Origin of the sequence: Halobaculum magnesiiphilum (genome assembly GCF_019823105.1) — an archaeon.
In the GTDB taxonomy this organism is placed as follows: domain Archaea; phylum Halobacteriota; class Halobacteria; order Halobacteriales; family Haloferacaceae; genus Halobaculum; species Halobaculum magnesiiphilum.
In genome coordinates, this window is record NZ_CP081958.1 from 2,303,402 (window position 1) to 2,316,630 (window position 13,229).

Genomic DNA, 13,229 nt, shown 5'->3' on the forward strand with positions numbered 1-13,229 from the left:
CGATGCAGGACATCGTTCAGGACGCGCTCGCGAACGCGGAAGCCGAGCAGCGCGACATGGAGGCGGCGGCCGGCGACGACGACGAGTTCGGGGAGCCCCGGATCGTCATTGTCGGCGCGGGCGGCGCCGGCAACAACACCATCAACCGGCTGTACAACATCGGCGTCGACGGCGCCGAGACGGTGGCGATCAACACCGACAAGCAGCACCTCAAGATGATCGAGGCCGACACGAAGATCCTCGTCGGCAAGTCCCTCACGCAGGGCCTCGGTGCGGGCGGCGACCCCTCGATGGGCGAGCGCGCCACCGAGATGGCCCAGGGCACGATCAAGGAGGTGCTCGGCGACGCGGACCTCGTGTTCGTGACCGCCGGTATGGGCGGCGGGACGGGCACCGGCGCGGCGCCGGTCGTCTCGAAGATCGCCAAAGAGCAGGGCGCCATCGTCGTCGGCATGGTGTCGACGCCGTTCAACGTCGAGCGCGCCCGCACCGTCAAGGCCGAGGAGGGGCTCGAGAACCTCCGCAACGAGGCCGACTCGATCATCGTCCTCGACAACAACCGTCTGCTCGATTACGTCCCGAACCTGCCGATCGGGAAGGCGTTCTCGGTGATGGACCAGATCATCGCCGAGACGGTCAAGGGCATCTCCGAGACCATCACCCAGCCGTCCCTGATCAACCTGGACTACGCGGACATGTCCACGATCATGAATCAGGGCGGCGTCGCGGTGATGCTCGTCGGCGAGACCCAGGACAAGAACAAGACCCAGGAGGTGGTCAACGACGCGATGAACCACCCGCTTTTGGACGTGGACTACCGCGGTGCATCGGGCGGGCTGGTCCACATCACCGGGGGCCCCGACCTCACGCTGAAGGAGGCCGAGGGCATCGCCGACAACATCACCGAGCGCCTGGAGGCGAGCGCGAACGTGATCTGGGGGGCGCGCATCCAGGAGGAGTACAAGGGCAAGGTCCGCGTCATGGCGATCATGACCGGCGTCCAGAGCGCGCAGGTGCTCGGGCCGAGCACGCAGAAGCAGGCCGACAAGTCGCGCGCGTCCATCGAGGGCGGGCCGGCCGACGACGTCGACTTCGACGCGAAGTCGAACGCCCAGAGCGCCCAGAACGGGCAGGAGGCCGCCTGGCAGTCCGACGGCGGCCGCGAGGAGTCCAGCGAGCGAAGCAATGGCCTCGACGTCATCCGCTGACGGCGACGCCGACTGAACTCCGGGTGGGACCGAATGCGGCGGCGACGAGACGAACACAACGGGACGGCGAACGGTCCGGTTCCGAGTGGAGCGCCTCCGTCCGGGCCGGCATCGACGCGTCGCACTTTTCACGCGCTATCCACGGCGACCGAGGAGTCGTATTACAGGACTGAACCGACTCACACGGCCGTTTACGACGCCTCGATCGCGTCGATCAACTCGCACTTGCGACACACGTCGCGGGCGGTCTTCGACCCGCACCGCTCGCACGGCGAGAGGTCGGGGCCGTCGCCGTCGTCGTCGCGGTACTCGTCGGCGAGCACGCCCGACAGCTCCTCGTAGCCCGCCATGATCGAGTGGCGGACGCCCGGGTGTCGCTCCTCCATGTCGAGCAGAAGCTGTTGGATCTCCCCGCGGTAGGCCTCGCTCGCGTGCGGGCACTCTGCCATGTGCGACGGGAGATCACGGAGATGGCAGTAGAGGGCGACCTCCTTCTCGGGCACGTCGCGCAGGGGCTTCGCCCGCGGGACGAAGTGGTCGCTCTCGCGGCGCTCGGGGAACGGGCCGATGGAGGCGTCGAAGTGCTTCGCCATCTGGGCCACGTCGCCCTCGAGGAAGTTCATCAGCGCCGTCTGGGCCTCGTCGTCGAGGTTGTGCCCCGTGAGGAGCTTGTCGGCGCCCAGGTCCTCGGCGTACGTCTCCAGCAGGTCGCGCCGGAACACCCCGCAGTAGGCGCAGGCGGCCATGTTCTCGGGGTCGTCCTCGACCACGTCGTCCATGCGGACGCCCAGCTCGTCCTCGTAGCTCACCACCTCGTGGCGCATGTCGAGGTCCGCGGCGAGCTCCTCGCACGCCTCCAGCGACTCGTCGCGGTACCCCTCGATCCCCTCGTGGATGGAGAGCGCGACCAGCTCGATGCGGGGGTCCTCGGCGAACGTCTCGTCGAGCACCGTCGCGAGCACGACGCTGTCCTTCCCGCCCGAGAGGCCGATCACCCAGCGTTCGGGGTCCTCGGGCGTCGCGTCGTCGGGCAGCAGGTCGTCCTCGCGGACGCGCCGACGGACGCGCCGCTCGACCGACTCCGAAAAGTGCGACTCACAGAGGTGTGCTCCCGAGTAGGCGGCGTGCATCACCGCGTCGGCGCCGCACCTGTCGCAGTCCATTACCGGCGGGTTGTGGCGGCGCGGGCATACCCGTTTCGCACGGACGCCGTTCGTGACTCGCACGCGCGGCCACCCGCTCGTCGCGGACGGACAGGCTCAACACGCGGCCCCGTCGACCCAGTGTATGACGCGACTCGACCGGCTTCGGGCGTGGCTGTTCCGCCTGGGGTTCTCCCACTACCCGTCGTACTGGATGACCGGGGCGACGGTCACGTCGCTCGCGCCGGACTTCTCCTCGGCGGAGGTGAAACTCCCGCTCACGTGGCGTACGCGCAACGGGATGGGGACGCTCTTCGGCGGCAGCATCTACGGCGCGGTCGACCCGGTGTACGTGGTCCTGCTCCAGCGCCGCCTCGGCGACGGCTTCACCGTCTGGGACAAGGCAGCCGAGATCCGATTTCGGAAGCCCGGGCGGTCGACGTTGACAGCGACGGTCGACGTGCCCGACGAGGAAGTCCGCGACATCCGCGAGTCGCTCGCGCCCGGGGAGTCCTGCGATCGCGTGTACGATGTGGAGTTGACCGACGACGAGGGGGTCGTCCACGCCGAGGTCGAGAAGACCGTCTACGTCCGCCGGGACGAGTGACTCCCGGGAGAGGGGAGCGACCGGCCGGCGATAGCGGGTCGTGACGCGTAAGACGCTTGCCCGTCGCCCGCCCAAGGGCCGTCATGGAGCGAGAGGCGGCCCTCGACCGCGTGGAGGCGATCATCGACGCCGTCGACGAGGGGCCGATGCCGGTGCCGGTGCGCGAGGTGTGGGTGTACGGCGACGTGGCGCTCGGCCTCGATCCGATCGACCGGCTGGACGTGTACGTGACGAAGGACCTGCTCATGCGGAGCGACGATGCCGACGCGGCCGCCGAGTTCGAGCGCTCCCACGGCGTGAAAGGTGTCGGGAAGTCGGTTTCCGCGGAGTGGGCGCGCGAACACCCCGAGTACCTGCGCGCCAACGACAACGGCTACGCTGCCCCCGAGAAGTGTCTCGCCGCCCAGTTGCTGCCGGACGACGAGCCCGTCCACCTGGAGGTGTGCAACGCGCCCTTCGACAAGAACGTCAGACAGCGGTTGAAGGGCGCGTTCGACCGCGGCGCGTACGAACAGGTACTCGATCCGCGCGGCGTACAGTTGTACGGCGAGGGGCAGCGGGCGACCGAGACGATGGCGAAGCTGCGCGGCGGCGAGCTCCCGTTCCCGACGCTGTCTGGGGCGCTGGAGATGCTCGGCGTCGACGAGGCGGAGGCCGCCGAGATCGCCGACGCGGTCGCGGCCTACCGCGACCGGCAGGAGGGCGCGACCGTCCGCGGCGACGTGGTGTGAGGAGTTACTGATCCGAGTCGTCCGTATCTGACTCCTTTCTGGCGTTTCCGCCGCTCTTGCTCAGCGACTCCATTTTCAATTGTTTCTCGCCGTCCTCCTCGACGACCGCGTCGGAGTCGTCGAGTGAGCGTTTCTCCTTTTCGTACGTCTCTCCTTCGTCGCTACTCATAGTCCTCGTGTTGTCGCTCCAGAGTCAAATACTCTTCCTGCTCTACGTACTCAATGAGACCGATAAGTCCGAGAACGAGCAAAAATGTGAGAACAAGGTTCGATTGCGTCGAGAGATCAACCACTACTCCCGTGATCCCCGCGGACACGAGGGTCATCGAACAGAGGAAACTCAACAGCGACCGACGAAACCGACGCGAGTTTGCATTGACAACTCGCCGATTGTTTTGAATACTGTTACTGTATCCGTCTAACAGCCGATCTCTGTATTCCTGACCGTCTACTTGATACTTAGACATGAACCGGCCGAGTTCGACTGTGGGGCCGAACTCGAATACACTCCCGAGGTAGGTGATCACGCTGTATCCAAGCGACAGGAGTAACGTCCCGAGCCCGACTGCGAGTACAATCAGTGGAACTGGACCCGAATCAGACACTCGGATACCATCCACCGAGATCAAAACCGAGAAAGCTGTCAGAAATCCACCCAAGAGTATCGGGATTATGCGCATGATCCGGGCCGCTTTCTCATCGATCCCGTTCAGCGTCTCGATTTGTGTTTCGACCATCGACTCATAGCGGTTGAGTACATCTGTCTCCGGATCGAAGTCGTCCCTCTCGCCCATTCCTGGGTGACTACTGGCTCGTCATCCCGTTTCAAATCCCGGAACGATCACACGTTGCCGACGGTCACGTCGAACGGCACCCGCTCGACGCGCTCGTACTCGCGGTCGGCCGCCTGCCCCGCGGCGGTTCGGCCCATCTCGCGCCACTCCCTGCGGAGCGCGTCGTAGCCGTCGTCGTCGAGTTCTCGCCGGAGTTCGGCCTCGTGGTCGGCGATGCCGTCGCCGCTGGCCTTGCGGGCGATGCCGCGGAGGTCCGCCTCGGAGTACGGCGGCTCGACGCGCTTCTCGTGGCGGTAGCGTCGCGCGTCGATGTCGGAGAGGCCGGCGTCGGCGAACAGCTCGCGCACGCGGTCGCCCATCGCCACGTCGGTCTCGACGCCGGCGATGTACGCCGCGCGGACGCGGGCCTCCAGTCCCGCCTCGGCGTCAACGGTCGACTCGACGGCCACGTCGGCGTTGTCGGGCTCGACGGCCGCGACGAGGTCCGCGGAGACGCGGGCGAACTCCCGCACCGCCGCGGCGGGGTCGGGGAGGTTGATCAGCAGCGCCTGACAGACCACGAGGTCGAAGGCGTCCTCGGGGAACGGGAGGCGGGTCGCGTCGCCGGCGCAGTAGGCGATGTCGCGGTCGGTTCGGGTGTCGGGGTCGGCGTCCCCCTCCCCGGCGTCGCGGGCGGCCGCGAGCAGGTCCGTGTCAGCGTCGACGCCGACCACCGTCGCGTCGGGCGCCTCTTCGGCGAGCACGCGCGTGAGCTCGCCGGTGCCGCAGCCCACGTCGAGGACTCGCGAGCGGGTGGGGAGCGCGAGCGGGGCGAGCGCCTCGCGCGACTCCCACATCCCGCGGCGCGTGCGTTCGAGGTAGTCGGCAGTGAAGCGGCGCATCGAGCGGTTGTCGGGTTCGTGGTCGGCTCGGGGTGATAAGATGCCGGATCGAGTGTCGCCTACTCCGTCCGACACCGACGGTCCGCGTCCGAAGAGACGGATGAAAAACTGCGTTTACAGCCGGTACTCCTCGATCCGATTCGATCTAAACGGACTCCTCCAGATCGTACAGGTCGCCGTACTTCGTCGTCACGTAGTCGACGAAGTAGTCGGCGGTGAAGTCCTCGCCGGTGGCCTCGCGCACCAGCTCGTTCGTCTCGTAGCGGGAGCCGTGCTCGTGGATGTTCTCGCGGAGCCACTCCTGGAGCGCCTCGAAGTCGCCGTCGCGGACCGACCCGTAGATGTTCCCGATGTCGTCCTCGGCGGCGTTGAACAGTTGGCTCGCCATCACCGAGCCCAGCGAGTACGTCGGGAAGTAGCCGAAGTTGCCGTGGCTCCAGTGGATGTCCTGGAGACAGCCGTTCGCGTCGGTCTCCGGCCGGATGCCGAGGTACTCCTCGTACTTGTCGTTCCAGACCTCCGGCACGTCCTCGACCGCCAAGTCCCCGGAGATGAGCGCCCTCTCGATCTCGAAGCGGATGACGATGTGGAGGTGGTAGGTGAGCTCGTCGGCCTCGACGCGGATGAGGTTGTCCTCGTACACCTGGTTGGCCGACTCGTACGCCTCCCGGGCGGTCGCGTCGGTGTCGAAGCGGTCCGCGAACTTCGGCGTCACCAGCTCCCAGAACGCCGGCGAGCGGCCGACGTGGTTCTCCCACAGTCGCGACTGGCTCTCGTGAACCGACAGGTCGCGCGACTCGCCCAGCGGCGTGCCGAAGTGCTCCTCGGGCAGCCCGAGGTTGTAGAACGCATGGCCGAACTCGTGGACGGTGGCCATCAGCCCGCCCAGCGGGTCCGTCTCGTCGTACCGCGTCGTGACGCGGCAGTCGTACACGTTGCCGGAGGTGAACGGGTGTGAGGACACGTCGAGGCGCCCGCGGTCCCAGTCGTACCCGAGCGTCGAGAGCACGTCCCGCGAGAGGTCCTCCTGGGCGTCGGCGGGGAACTCCCCGTCGAAGGCGTCGGTGGTCACGCCGGCGTCGCTCTCGCGGATCTCGTCGATCATCGGCACGAGCGTCTCCTTGAGCGTCTCGAGGATCTCCTCGGCGCGCTCCAGCGACAGGCACGGCTCGTAGTCCTCGAACAGCACCTCGTAGGCGTCGCGGTCGGGGTCGATGTGCTCGGCGTACTCGCGCTTCAGCTCCACCAACTTCTCCAGATACGGCGCGAACTGCTCGAAGTCGTCCTCGGCTCGGGCCTGCTCCCACGCGCCGAGCGCCTCCGTGGAGGTCTCGGAGATCTCCTCGACGAGCTCGGTCGGCACCGCGTCGGCGCGCTCGAACTCGCGGCGTGCCTCGCGAAGGAGCGCCCGCTGGTCGTCGTCCAGGTCCATGGACTCGACCTCCTCGAGCAGTTCGGCGGTCCGGTCGTCGGTGAGCAGTTCGTGGCTCAGCGACGACAGCACCGACAGCTGCTTCGAGCGGGCGGGCGTGCCGCCCTCCGGCATCATCACCTGCTGGTCCCACCCGAGGACGCCCGCGGCGCCCTGCACGCCGTTGATCCGTTCGAATCGCTCCACCAGTTCGGCGTACGCGTCGGCCTGCTCGGCCTCGCTCCCGTGTGCGTCGGTAGCCATCGCGCAAACCTTGCCGTCGCCCCGCCTTCAACCAACCGTTACGCGAACGCGCTCGCGCCCTCCGCGACGCCGCGATAGATCCGGTAACAGCGGTCGAGGACCGCCCACGAGACGCTCTCGGTGTCGGTGTGCGCCTCCCCGGACTCGGCGGCGCCGCAGATCACGCAGGCGGTGCCGGCGTCGGCGAGCCAACCGGCGTCGGTCGCGTGCGGCTTCACGACGTGCTCGGGCGCTCCCGACTGGGCGTCGCGGGCGGCAGCGAGCACGGCGTCGGCGAAGGCGTCGTCCGAGCAGGCCATCGGCGGGAGGTCCTGCTCGACGCGCCACTCCACCCCCTCGATCGACCCGGCGCGCTCCAGGGGCGCGCGCTCGCCGGGGACCGTCCGCTCGTCGACGGTCACCTCGCACTCGTCGGGGACGACGTTCCACGCGGTTCCGCCGTCGATCTCGGTGACTGCGACGCTCCCGCGCACACGCTCGCCCATGACGGTCGTCTCGGGGAAGTCCAGTTCGCGGACCACGTCGACGGCGTCGCAGGCGCGGTAGACGGCGTTGTCGCCCTCATCGGGGATGCTCGCGTGCGCGCTCTCGCCCGAGGCGACGAGCGTGCTCGCGCGCCGGCCCTTGTGCGCGACGACCACGTCGGTGACGCCCTCGCCCGAGTAGTTCGTCGAGCCCTCCCCGACGACGGCGAACTCCGGGGCGAAGCCGTCCTCGATGGCCGCGCGGGCGCCGACGCCGCCCAGTTCCTCGCCGACGAAGGAGGCGAAGCACAGCTCCACCCCGTCGGGGTCGGCGTCGCGCACGGCGCACATCGCGGCGGCGACGGCGCCCTTCATGTCGGCGCTGCCGCGGCCGTACAGCCGGCCGTCGCGCTCGTCGATCACGTATCGCTCCTCGCCGTCGTCGCCGACGGTCGTCTGCGACTCCGCCGGCGGCACCACGTCGTGGTGGCCGACGAGCGCGACGGTCGGCGCGTCGGGGTCGCCCGTGCGGGCGAACACGTTCCCGTGGTCGTCGCGCTCGACGGCGGCGTCGGTCTCCGAGCGCAGCCACGACTCGACGGCGTCGCCGGCGGCGGTCGCGTCCTCGTGGCTCGGGATCGACACCAGTTCGCGCGTGAGCGCCCGGAGGCCGTCGGTGTTCGGGGCGGTCGCACCGCCGTCGGGGACGGCGGTCGTGTCGCGGTCGGCATCGGCGTCGCGGTCGCTCATACCCGACCGGGCGGGCGGCGCGAGCATAACTCCGGCGTCCCCCTTCGAACGCGACCCGGTCGGTCGACCGCGTGCAAGCAGTCTTAAACGGCTCGCGGCCGCACGACCGATATGAACGTCGTGCCGGACACGAGCGCGGTCATCGACGGCCGCGTGTCGGAGCGCGTCGCGGACGGGGACTACCAGGGAGCGACCGTCTACGTCCCGGAGGCCGTCGTCGGCGAACTGGAGGCGCAGGCCAACGCCGGCCGCGACACCGGCTGGGACGGCCTCGCGGAGCTCCAGCGCATCGCCGAACTGGCCGATGAGGGCGAGATCACCGCCGAGTTCGTCGGCCGTCGACCGACCGTCGCCGAGCAGGAGGGCGCCGGCGAGGGCGACATCGACGCCCTGATCCGCGAGCTCGCGGTCGAACACGACGCCGTGCTCCTCACCTCCGACTTCGTGCAGGCGGAGGCGGGGAAGGCAACGGGGCTCGACGTGGAGTACGTCGAGGCGGTCCCGCGGGGCGTCACCGAGGACGACGGGCTCGATATCGAGCGCTTCTTCACCGACGACACGATGTCGGTCCACCTCAAGACGGGCACCCACCCGAAGGCGAAGCGCGGCGACATCACCGACCTCCGCTACGTCCGCATCGACGAGGTCGACGGTCCCACCGACGAGGAGCAGATGGCCGCGTGGGCCGACGAGATCGAGGCGACCGCCCGCACGTCGAGGCAGGGATTCATCGAGCTGTCCGAGCCCGGGATGACGATCGTCCAGTACAGCAACTACCGGATCGCGGTCGCTCGCCCGCCGTTCTCGGACGCCATCGAGATCACGGCGGTCCGGCCGATCGCGAAGACGACGCTCGACGACTACGAGTTCGCCGACGAGCTGCGCGACCGCTTCACCGAGCGCCAGCGCGGCGTGCTCATCGCGGGGGCGCCCGGCGCCGGGAAGTCCACGTTCGCGCAGGCGGTCGCGGAGTTCCTCAACGACAACGACTACGCGGTGAAGACGATGGAGAAGCCGCGCGACCTGCAGGTGAGCGACGAGATCACCCAGTACACCGCCCTCGGGGGCGACATGGCCAGCACCGCGGACTCGCTGTTGCTCGTCCGGCCGGACTACACCATCTACGACGAGGTGCGCAAGACCCACGACTTCGAGGTGTTCGCGGACATGCGCCTGGCGGGCGTCGGGATGGTCGGCGTCACCCACGCGACGCGCGCCATCGACGCGCTCCAGCGGCTCGTCGGCCGCGTCGAGCTGGGGATGATCCCGCAGGTCGTCGACACCGTCGTGTTCATCGAGGCCGGCGCCGTCGACACCGTCTACGACGTGACGACGCAGGTCAAGGTGCCCGAGGGGCTCACCGCCGAGGACCTCTCTCGCCCGGTGATCCAGGTCGTCGACTTCGAGACCGGAACCCCGGAGTACGAGATCTACACCTTCAACAACCAGGTCGTCACGGTGCCGCTCGACGGCGCCGACGGCGGGGGCGGCGAGACGGGCGTCGGCCGCATCGCCAAACAGGAGATCGAACGCGAGATCCGGTCGGTCGCCCGCGGTCACGTCGACGTGGAGCTGCAGGGCCAGAACAACGCGGTCGTCTACGTCGAGGAGGACGACATCAGCTACGTGATCGGCAAGGGCGGCGGCCGGATCACCGACATCGAGAACCGCCTCGGCATCGACATCGACGTGCGTACCCACGCCGACCGACCGGGGAGCGCGGGCGACGGCTCCGGGAACGGTGCCGCGGGCGCCGGCGGTCCGGCATCGACGCCGAAGCCCCAGGGCGAGGTCGTCCAGCCGGAGATCACGAGCCGCCACGTCGTGATCCGGATGGACGAGCACGTCGGCGAGACGGTCGAGGTGCGCGCGGACGACGAGTACCTGTTCACGGCGACCGTCGGTCGCGGCGGCGACATCCAGGTGTCCCGGGGGAGCGCCATCGCCGAGGAACTGGAGGACGCCATCGACCGCAAGCGGACGATCACCGTCGTCCCCGCCTGAGCCGGCGGAGCTCCGCGACGTTCGTGAGGGAGTGGCGGACACCGGGGTCGCGTCGATCCGCACGCCGTCGGACCCCGGAGTTTCGCGGGACGGCGCGCGGCGGCGGTCACCGCACGCGCCGTGTGGTCCCGGCCTCCGAGTTCAACGTTCGCAGCCGCTGCTCGGGGGAAGTGGGTCCGAAAAAACGGCGTTCGGGTCGGCGAGTCCGTCGACCCGAGGTTACTCAGCGCAGCAGGCCTCGCGCCCCCCGTCGGCCTCGGCCTTCTGGGGCGCATCGAGCTGATAGAGGTTCTGTCGGGCGTCGGCGAAGTAGACGTCCTCGTCGACGATGCCGATGTTTTCGAGCCGTTCGAGTGCGTAGCGGACGGTCCGCGCCGACAGCATCGACTCCTCGACGATGCCTTTCTGCGTCAGCGGTCCGTTGTACTCCAGTACCTTGAACACGAGCTTCGCGCTGGGAGGGAGATCGTCGAGGGACTCCTCGTCGGTTCCGGTCATCGTTACGAATCGAAACACCGCGTCCTGATAAAGGTTCACCGAACACTGTTCGGTGTCCGCGCTCGGCCGTCGTCCAAGCGAACCCCTTTTGTCGCCGGCTGGCGGACCTACGGCCATGGCTACGGAAACAGCTTCGGGGCTCTCCGACCACCTACGCGGGGTGACCGTCACCACCGTCGCGTGTCTGGCGGGGATCGCCGCGGCGCTCGTCTCCGCCTCCCTCCCGTTCCTCGGGGTCGGTGTCGACGCCGCGACGAACCGGCTCGCCCTTCTGGTGGTCGCGGCCGCGGTCTTCATACAGATACCGCTGTTGAAGCTCCTCGGGGTGGAGGTCGAGGACTTCGGCATCAAGGACAACCTGTACGTCGCGTTCATGACCTTCACGCTGTGGTTCATCTCCTACGGCGTCATCCTCTCGGCGAACCTCCAATAGATGGCCGACGACAGCATCGCGGTCGTCGACCTCGATCGATGCCAGCCCGACAGGTGCAACTACGAGTGTGCGAACTTCTGTCCGCCCAACCGCACCGGCAAGGACTGCATCGTCGAGCGCGGCGACCACTACGCCGAGGACGAGCCGTACGACGGCGGCCCCGACCAGGTGTGGATCTCCGAGGAGATCTGCCTGGGCGAGACGTGCGGGATCTGCGTCGAGAAGTGCCCGTTCGACGCCATCGAGATCATCAACCTCCCGTCGGAGCTGGAGAACGACCCGGTCCACCGCTACGGCGACAACGCGTTCGGGCTGTACGGCCTCCCGGTGCCCGAGCCCGGCAAGGTGACGGGCATCCTCGGGCCCAACGGGATCGGGAAGTCGACGGCAGTGAAGATGCTCTCGGGGGAGCTGATCCCGAACCTCGGCAACCACGCCGAGGAGGCGAACTGGGACGCCGTCCTTGAGCGGTTCAAGGGGACGGAACTCCAGAACTACATCGAGCGCGTCATCGACGGCGAGGTCAGCGTGGCCCGCAAGCCGCAGTACGTCGACCAGATCCCCAAGCAGTTCGACGGCAACACCCGGGAGCTGCTGGAGCGCACCGACGAGCGCGACGCCCTCGACTCGCTGGTCGAGCGCCTCTCGATCGGCCCGGTGATGGACCAGGACATCGACTCCATCTCCGGCGGCGAGCTCCAGCGCGTGGCGCTGGCGGCGACGCTCGCGCGCGACGCGGACTTCTACTTCCTCGACGAGATCACGCCGTACCTCGACATCGGCCAGCGGATGACCGCCGCGCGGCTCATCCGCGAGCTCGCCGACGAGGGCGACCGCTCGATGATGGTCGTCGAGCACGACCTCGCCATCCTCGACCTGTTGGCGGACACGCTCCACGTCACCTACGGTGAACCCGGCGCCTACGGTGTCGTCACGGACCCGAAGTCCACCCGCAACGGCATCAACGAGTACCTGAAGGGGTATCTCGACAACGAGAACATGCGGATCCGGCCGAACACGATCACCTTCGACGAGCACGCGCCCCGGGAGATCACGCGCTCGCAGGTGCTGTTCGAGTACCCCGATATCACGAAGTCCTACGGAGAGGGGGAGTTCTCGCTGGCGGTCGACGGCGGCGCCGTCCACGAGTCGGAGGTGCTGGGCATCGTCGGCCCCAACGGGATCGGGAAGTCGACGATGGCGAAGCTGTTCGCCGGGCAGCTCGACCCCGACGAGGGCGATCTCGACTTCCGGCTCGACATCGCCTACAAGCCGCAGTACATCGAGATCGACCAGCCGATGCGCGTCGACGCGTTCCTCTCGTCGATCGCCGACGACTTCGGCTCCTCCTACTGGGACACCGAGATCGCCCGCCCGCTCCAGCTCAACCCGATCATGGAGCAGAACCTCACCGACCTCTCGGGCGGGGAGCGCCAGCGCGTCGCCATCGCGGCGTGTCTCTCCGAGGACGCCGACCTGTACCTGCTGGACGAGCCGTCGGCGCACCTCGACGTGGAGCAGCGCGTGCAGGCGACGACCGCGATCCGCCGGTACGCCGAGAACCACGACGCGACGGTGATGGTCATCGACCACGACATCTACATGATCGACCTGCTGGCCGACCGTCTGATGGTGTTCGACGGCGAGCCGGCCGTGCACGGCCACGCGACCCAACCCCAGCAGATGCGCTCGGGGATGAACGACTTCCTCGGCGACCTGGACATCACGTTCCGCCGCGACGAGCGGACGGGGCGCCCGCGGATCAACAAGCCCGGTTCGCAGCTCGACCGCGAGCAGAAGCGCGAAGGCGAGTACTACTACTCCGGGTAGATCGTTCGGCCGTTCTCCGTCGATTCGGTCGGCGCGTGTACGCCGCTCTCGATTTCGCTACCGCCACCTCGACAGCGACTGCGACGATCGTGACTGGGGACGGTGACTGCGATGACCGTGAAAGTCCCCGCGGGTCTCTTCCTCCCCACCCGCCTGCGCGCGCTCGCTTCGCTTGCGTCGAGCGCGCCGACAACCGACCACCCGCAGAGTGT

13 protein-coding genes are annotated in these 13,229 nt (G+C 68.3%); 6 read left to right on the forward strand and 7 right to left on the reverse strand.

From position 1 onward, the window contains the following. Positions 1–2: 2 nt before the first annotated feature. Entirely contained in the window at positions 3–1,208 is a 1,206-nt protein-coding gene (gene ftsZ / locus K6T50_RS11690; protein ID WP_222606764.1) for a cell division protein FtsZ, read from the forward strand. A 191-nt stretch (positions 1,209–1,399) separates the two neighbouring features. Here the strand turns inward: ftsZ and ncsA are convergent, their stop codons facing one another. Then, entirely contained in the window at positions 1,400–2,371 is a 972-nt protein-coding gene (gene ncsA, locus K6T50_RS11695) for a tRNA 2-thiolation protein NcsA (protein WP_222606765.1), read from the reverse strand. Positions 2,372–2,495: 124 nt separating this feature from the next. Between ncsA and K6T50_RS11700 the strand changes: the two genes are divergently transcribed. Together K6T50_RS11700 and K6T50_RS11705 are read left to right on the forward strand one after the other, a co-directional pair. Next, positions 2,496–2,957 (forward strand): DUF4442 domain-containing protein, encoded by a 462-nt coding sequence (locus tag K6T50_RS11700; RefSeq protein ID WP_222606766.1) that lies wholly within the window; start codon positions 2,496–2,498, stop codon positions 2,955–2,957. Positions 2,958–3,040: 83 nt separating this feature from the next. Next, positions 3,041–3,688 (forward strand): DUF7095 family protein, encoded by a 648-nt coding sequence (locus tag K6T50_RS11705; protein ID WP_222606767.1) that lies wholly within the window; start codon positions 3,041–3,043, stop codon positions 3,686–3,688. A gap of 4 nt (positions 3,689–3,692) precedes the next feature. Here K6T50_RS11705 and K6T50_RS11710 read toward each other — a convergent pair whose 3' ends face one another. The 5 genes from K6T50_RS11710 to K6T50_RS11730 form a co-directional block, all read right to left on the reverse strand. Next, positions 3,693–3,857 carry a hypothetical protein gene (locus K6T50_RS11710; RefSeq protein WP_222606768.1) on the reverse strand — a complete coding sequence of 55 codons (165 nt, stop codon included), beginning with the start codon at positions 3,855–3,857 and terminating at the stop codon, positions 3,693–3,695. Further along, positions 3,850–4,482, reverse strand: a complete 633-nt coding sequence (locus K6T50_RS11715; RefSeq protein WP_222606769.1) for a hypothetical protein — start codon at positions 4,480–4,482, stop codon at positions 3,850–3,852. The genes K6T50_RS11710 and K6T50_RS11715 overlap by 8 nt, the downstream gene beginning before the upstream one ends. A 47-nt stretch (positions 4,483–4,529) precedes the next feature. Then, positions 4,530–5,363: a class I SAM-dependent methyltransferase gene (locus K6T50_RS11720; RefSeq protein ID WP_222606770.1), complete on the reverse strand. Its 834-nt coding sequence runs from the start codon at positions 5,361–5,363 to the stop codon at positions 4,530–4,532. Positions 5,364–5,508: 145 nt separating this feature from the next. Further along, positions 5,509–7,038 carry a carboxypeptidase M32 gene (locus K6T50_RS11725; protein ID WP_222606771.1) on the reverse strand — a complete coding sequence of 510 codons (1,530 nt, stop codon included), beginning with the start codon at positions 7,036–7,038 and terminating at the stop codon, positions 5,509–5,511. A gap of 38 nt (positions 7,039–7,076) precedes the next feature. Beyond that, positions 7,077–8,252 (reverse strand): M20 family metallopeptidase, encoded by a 1,176-nt coding sequence (locus K6T50_RS11730; RefSeq protein WP_222606772.1) that lies wholly within the window; start codon positions 8,250–8,252, stop codon positions 7,077–7,079. 111 nt (positions 8,253–8,363) lie between these two features. Here K6T50_RS11730 and K6T50_RS11735 point away from each other — a divergent pair, with 111 nt between their 5' ends. Further along, complete coding sequence (locus tag K6T50_RS11735; RefSeq protein WP_222606773.1) at positions 8,364–10,256, forward strand: PINc/VapC family ATPase; 1,893 nt, start codon at positions 8,364–8,366, stop codon at positions 10,254–10,256. Between the two features lie 219 nt (positions 10,257–10,475). On the opposite strand, the gene K6T50_RS11740 is transcribed toward K6T50_RS11735, so the two are convergent. Beyond that, positions 10,476–10,754, reverse strand: coding sequence for a MarR family transcriptional regulator (locus tag K6T50_RS11740; RefSeq protein ID WP_222606774.1), 279 nt, complete (start codon positions 10,752–10,754; stop codon positions 10,476–10,478). Between the two features lie 115 nt (positions 10,755–10,869). Between K6T50_RS11740 and K6T50_RS11745 the strand changes: the two genes are divergently transcribed. Then, positions 10,870–11,187: an EMC6-like membrane protein gene (locus K6T50_RS11745; RefSeq protein ID WP_222606775.1), complete on the forward strand. Its 318-nt coding sequence runs from the start codon at positions 10,870–10,872 to the stop codon at positions 11,185–11,187. After that, positions 11,188–13,017 carry a ribosome biogenesis/translation initiation ATPase RLI gene (locus K6T50_RS11750; RefSeq protein ID WP_222606776.1) on the forward strand — a complete coding sequence of 610 codons (1,830 nt, stop codon included), beginning with the start codon at positions 11,188–11,190 and terminating at the stop codon, positions 13,015–13,017. Positions 13,018–13,229 lie beyond the last annotated feature (212 nt).

Bases quoted from the DNA above. Each gene is read 5' to 3' on its own strand.
- K6T50_RS11730 (WP_222606772.1), bottom strand. From the start codon at position 8,252: ATGAGCGACCGCGACGCCGATGCCGACCGCGACACGACCGCCGTCCCC.
- K6T50_RS11750 (WP_222606776.1), top strand. From the start codon at position 11,188: ATGGCCGACGACAGCATCGCGGTCGTCGACCTCGATCGATGCCAGCCC.
- ftsZ (WP_222606764.1), top strand. From the start codon at position 3: ATGCAGGACATCGTTCAGGACGCGCTCGCGAACGCGGAAGCCGAGCAG.
- K6T50_RS11735 (WP_222606773.1), top strand. From the start codon at position 8,364: ATGAACGTCGTGCCGGACACGAGCGCGGTCATCGACGGCCGCGTGTCG.
- K6T50_RS11700 (WP_222606766.1), top strand. From the start codon at position 2,496: ATGACGCGACTCGACCGGCTTCGGGCGTGGCTGTTCCGCCTGGGGTTC.
- K6T50_RS11740 (WP_222606774.1), bottom strand. From the start codon at position 10,754: ATGACCGGAACCGACGAGGAGTCCCTCGACGATCTCCCTCCCAGCGCG.
- K6T50_RS11745 (WP_222606775.1), top strand. From the start codon at position 10,870: ATGGCTACGGAAACAGCTTCGGGGCTCTCCGACCACCTACGCGGGGTG.
- K6T50_RS11725 (WP_222606771.1), bottom strand. From the start codon at position 7,038: ATGGCTACCGACGCACACGGGAGCGAGGCCGAGCAGGCCGACGCGTAC.
- K6T50_RS11715 (WP_222606769.1), bottom strand. From the start codon at position 4,482: ATGGGCGAGAGGGACGACTTCGATCCGGAGACAGATGTACTCAACCGC.
- K6T50_RS11720 (WP_222606770.1), bottom strand. From the start codon at position 5,363: ATGCGCCGCTTCACTGCCGACTACCTCGAACGCACGCGCCGCGGGATG.
- K6T50_RS11705 (WP_222606767.1), top strand. From the start codon at position 3,041: ATGGAGCGAGAGGCGGCCCTCGACCGCGTGGAGGCGATCATCGACGCC.
- ncsA (WP_222606765.1), bottom strand. From the start codon at position 2,371: ATGGACTGCGACAGGTGCGGCGCCGACGCGGTGATGCACGCCGCCTAC.
- K6T50_RS11710 (WP_222606768.1), bottom strand. From the start codon at position 3,857: ATGAGTAGCGACGAAGGAGAGACGTACGAAAAGGAGAAACGCTCACTC.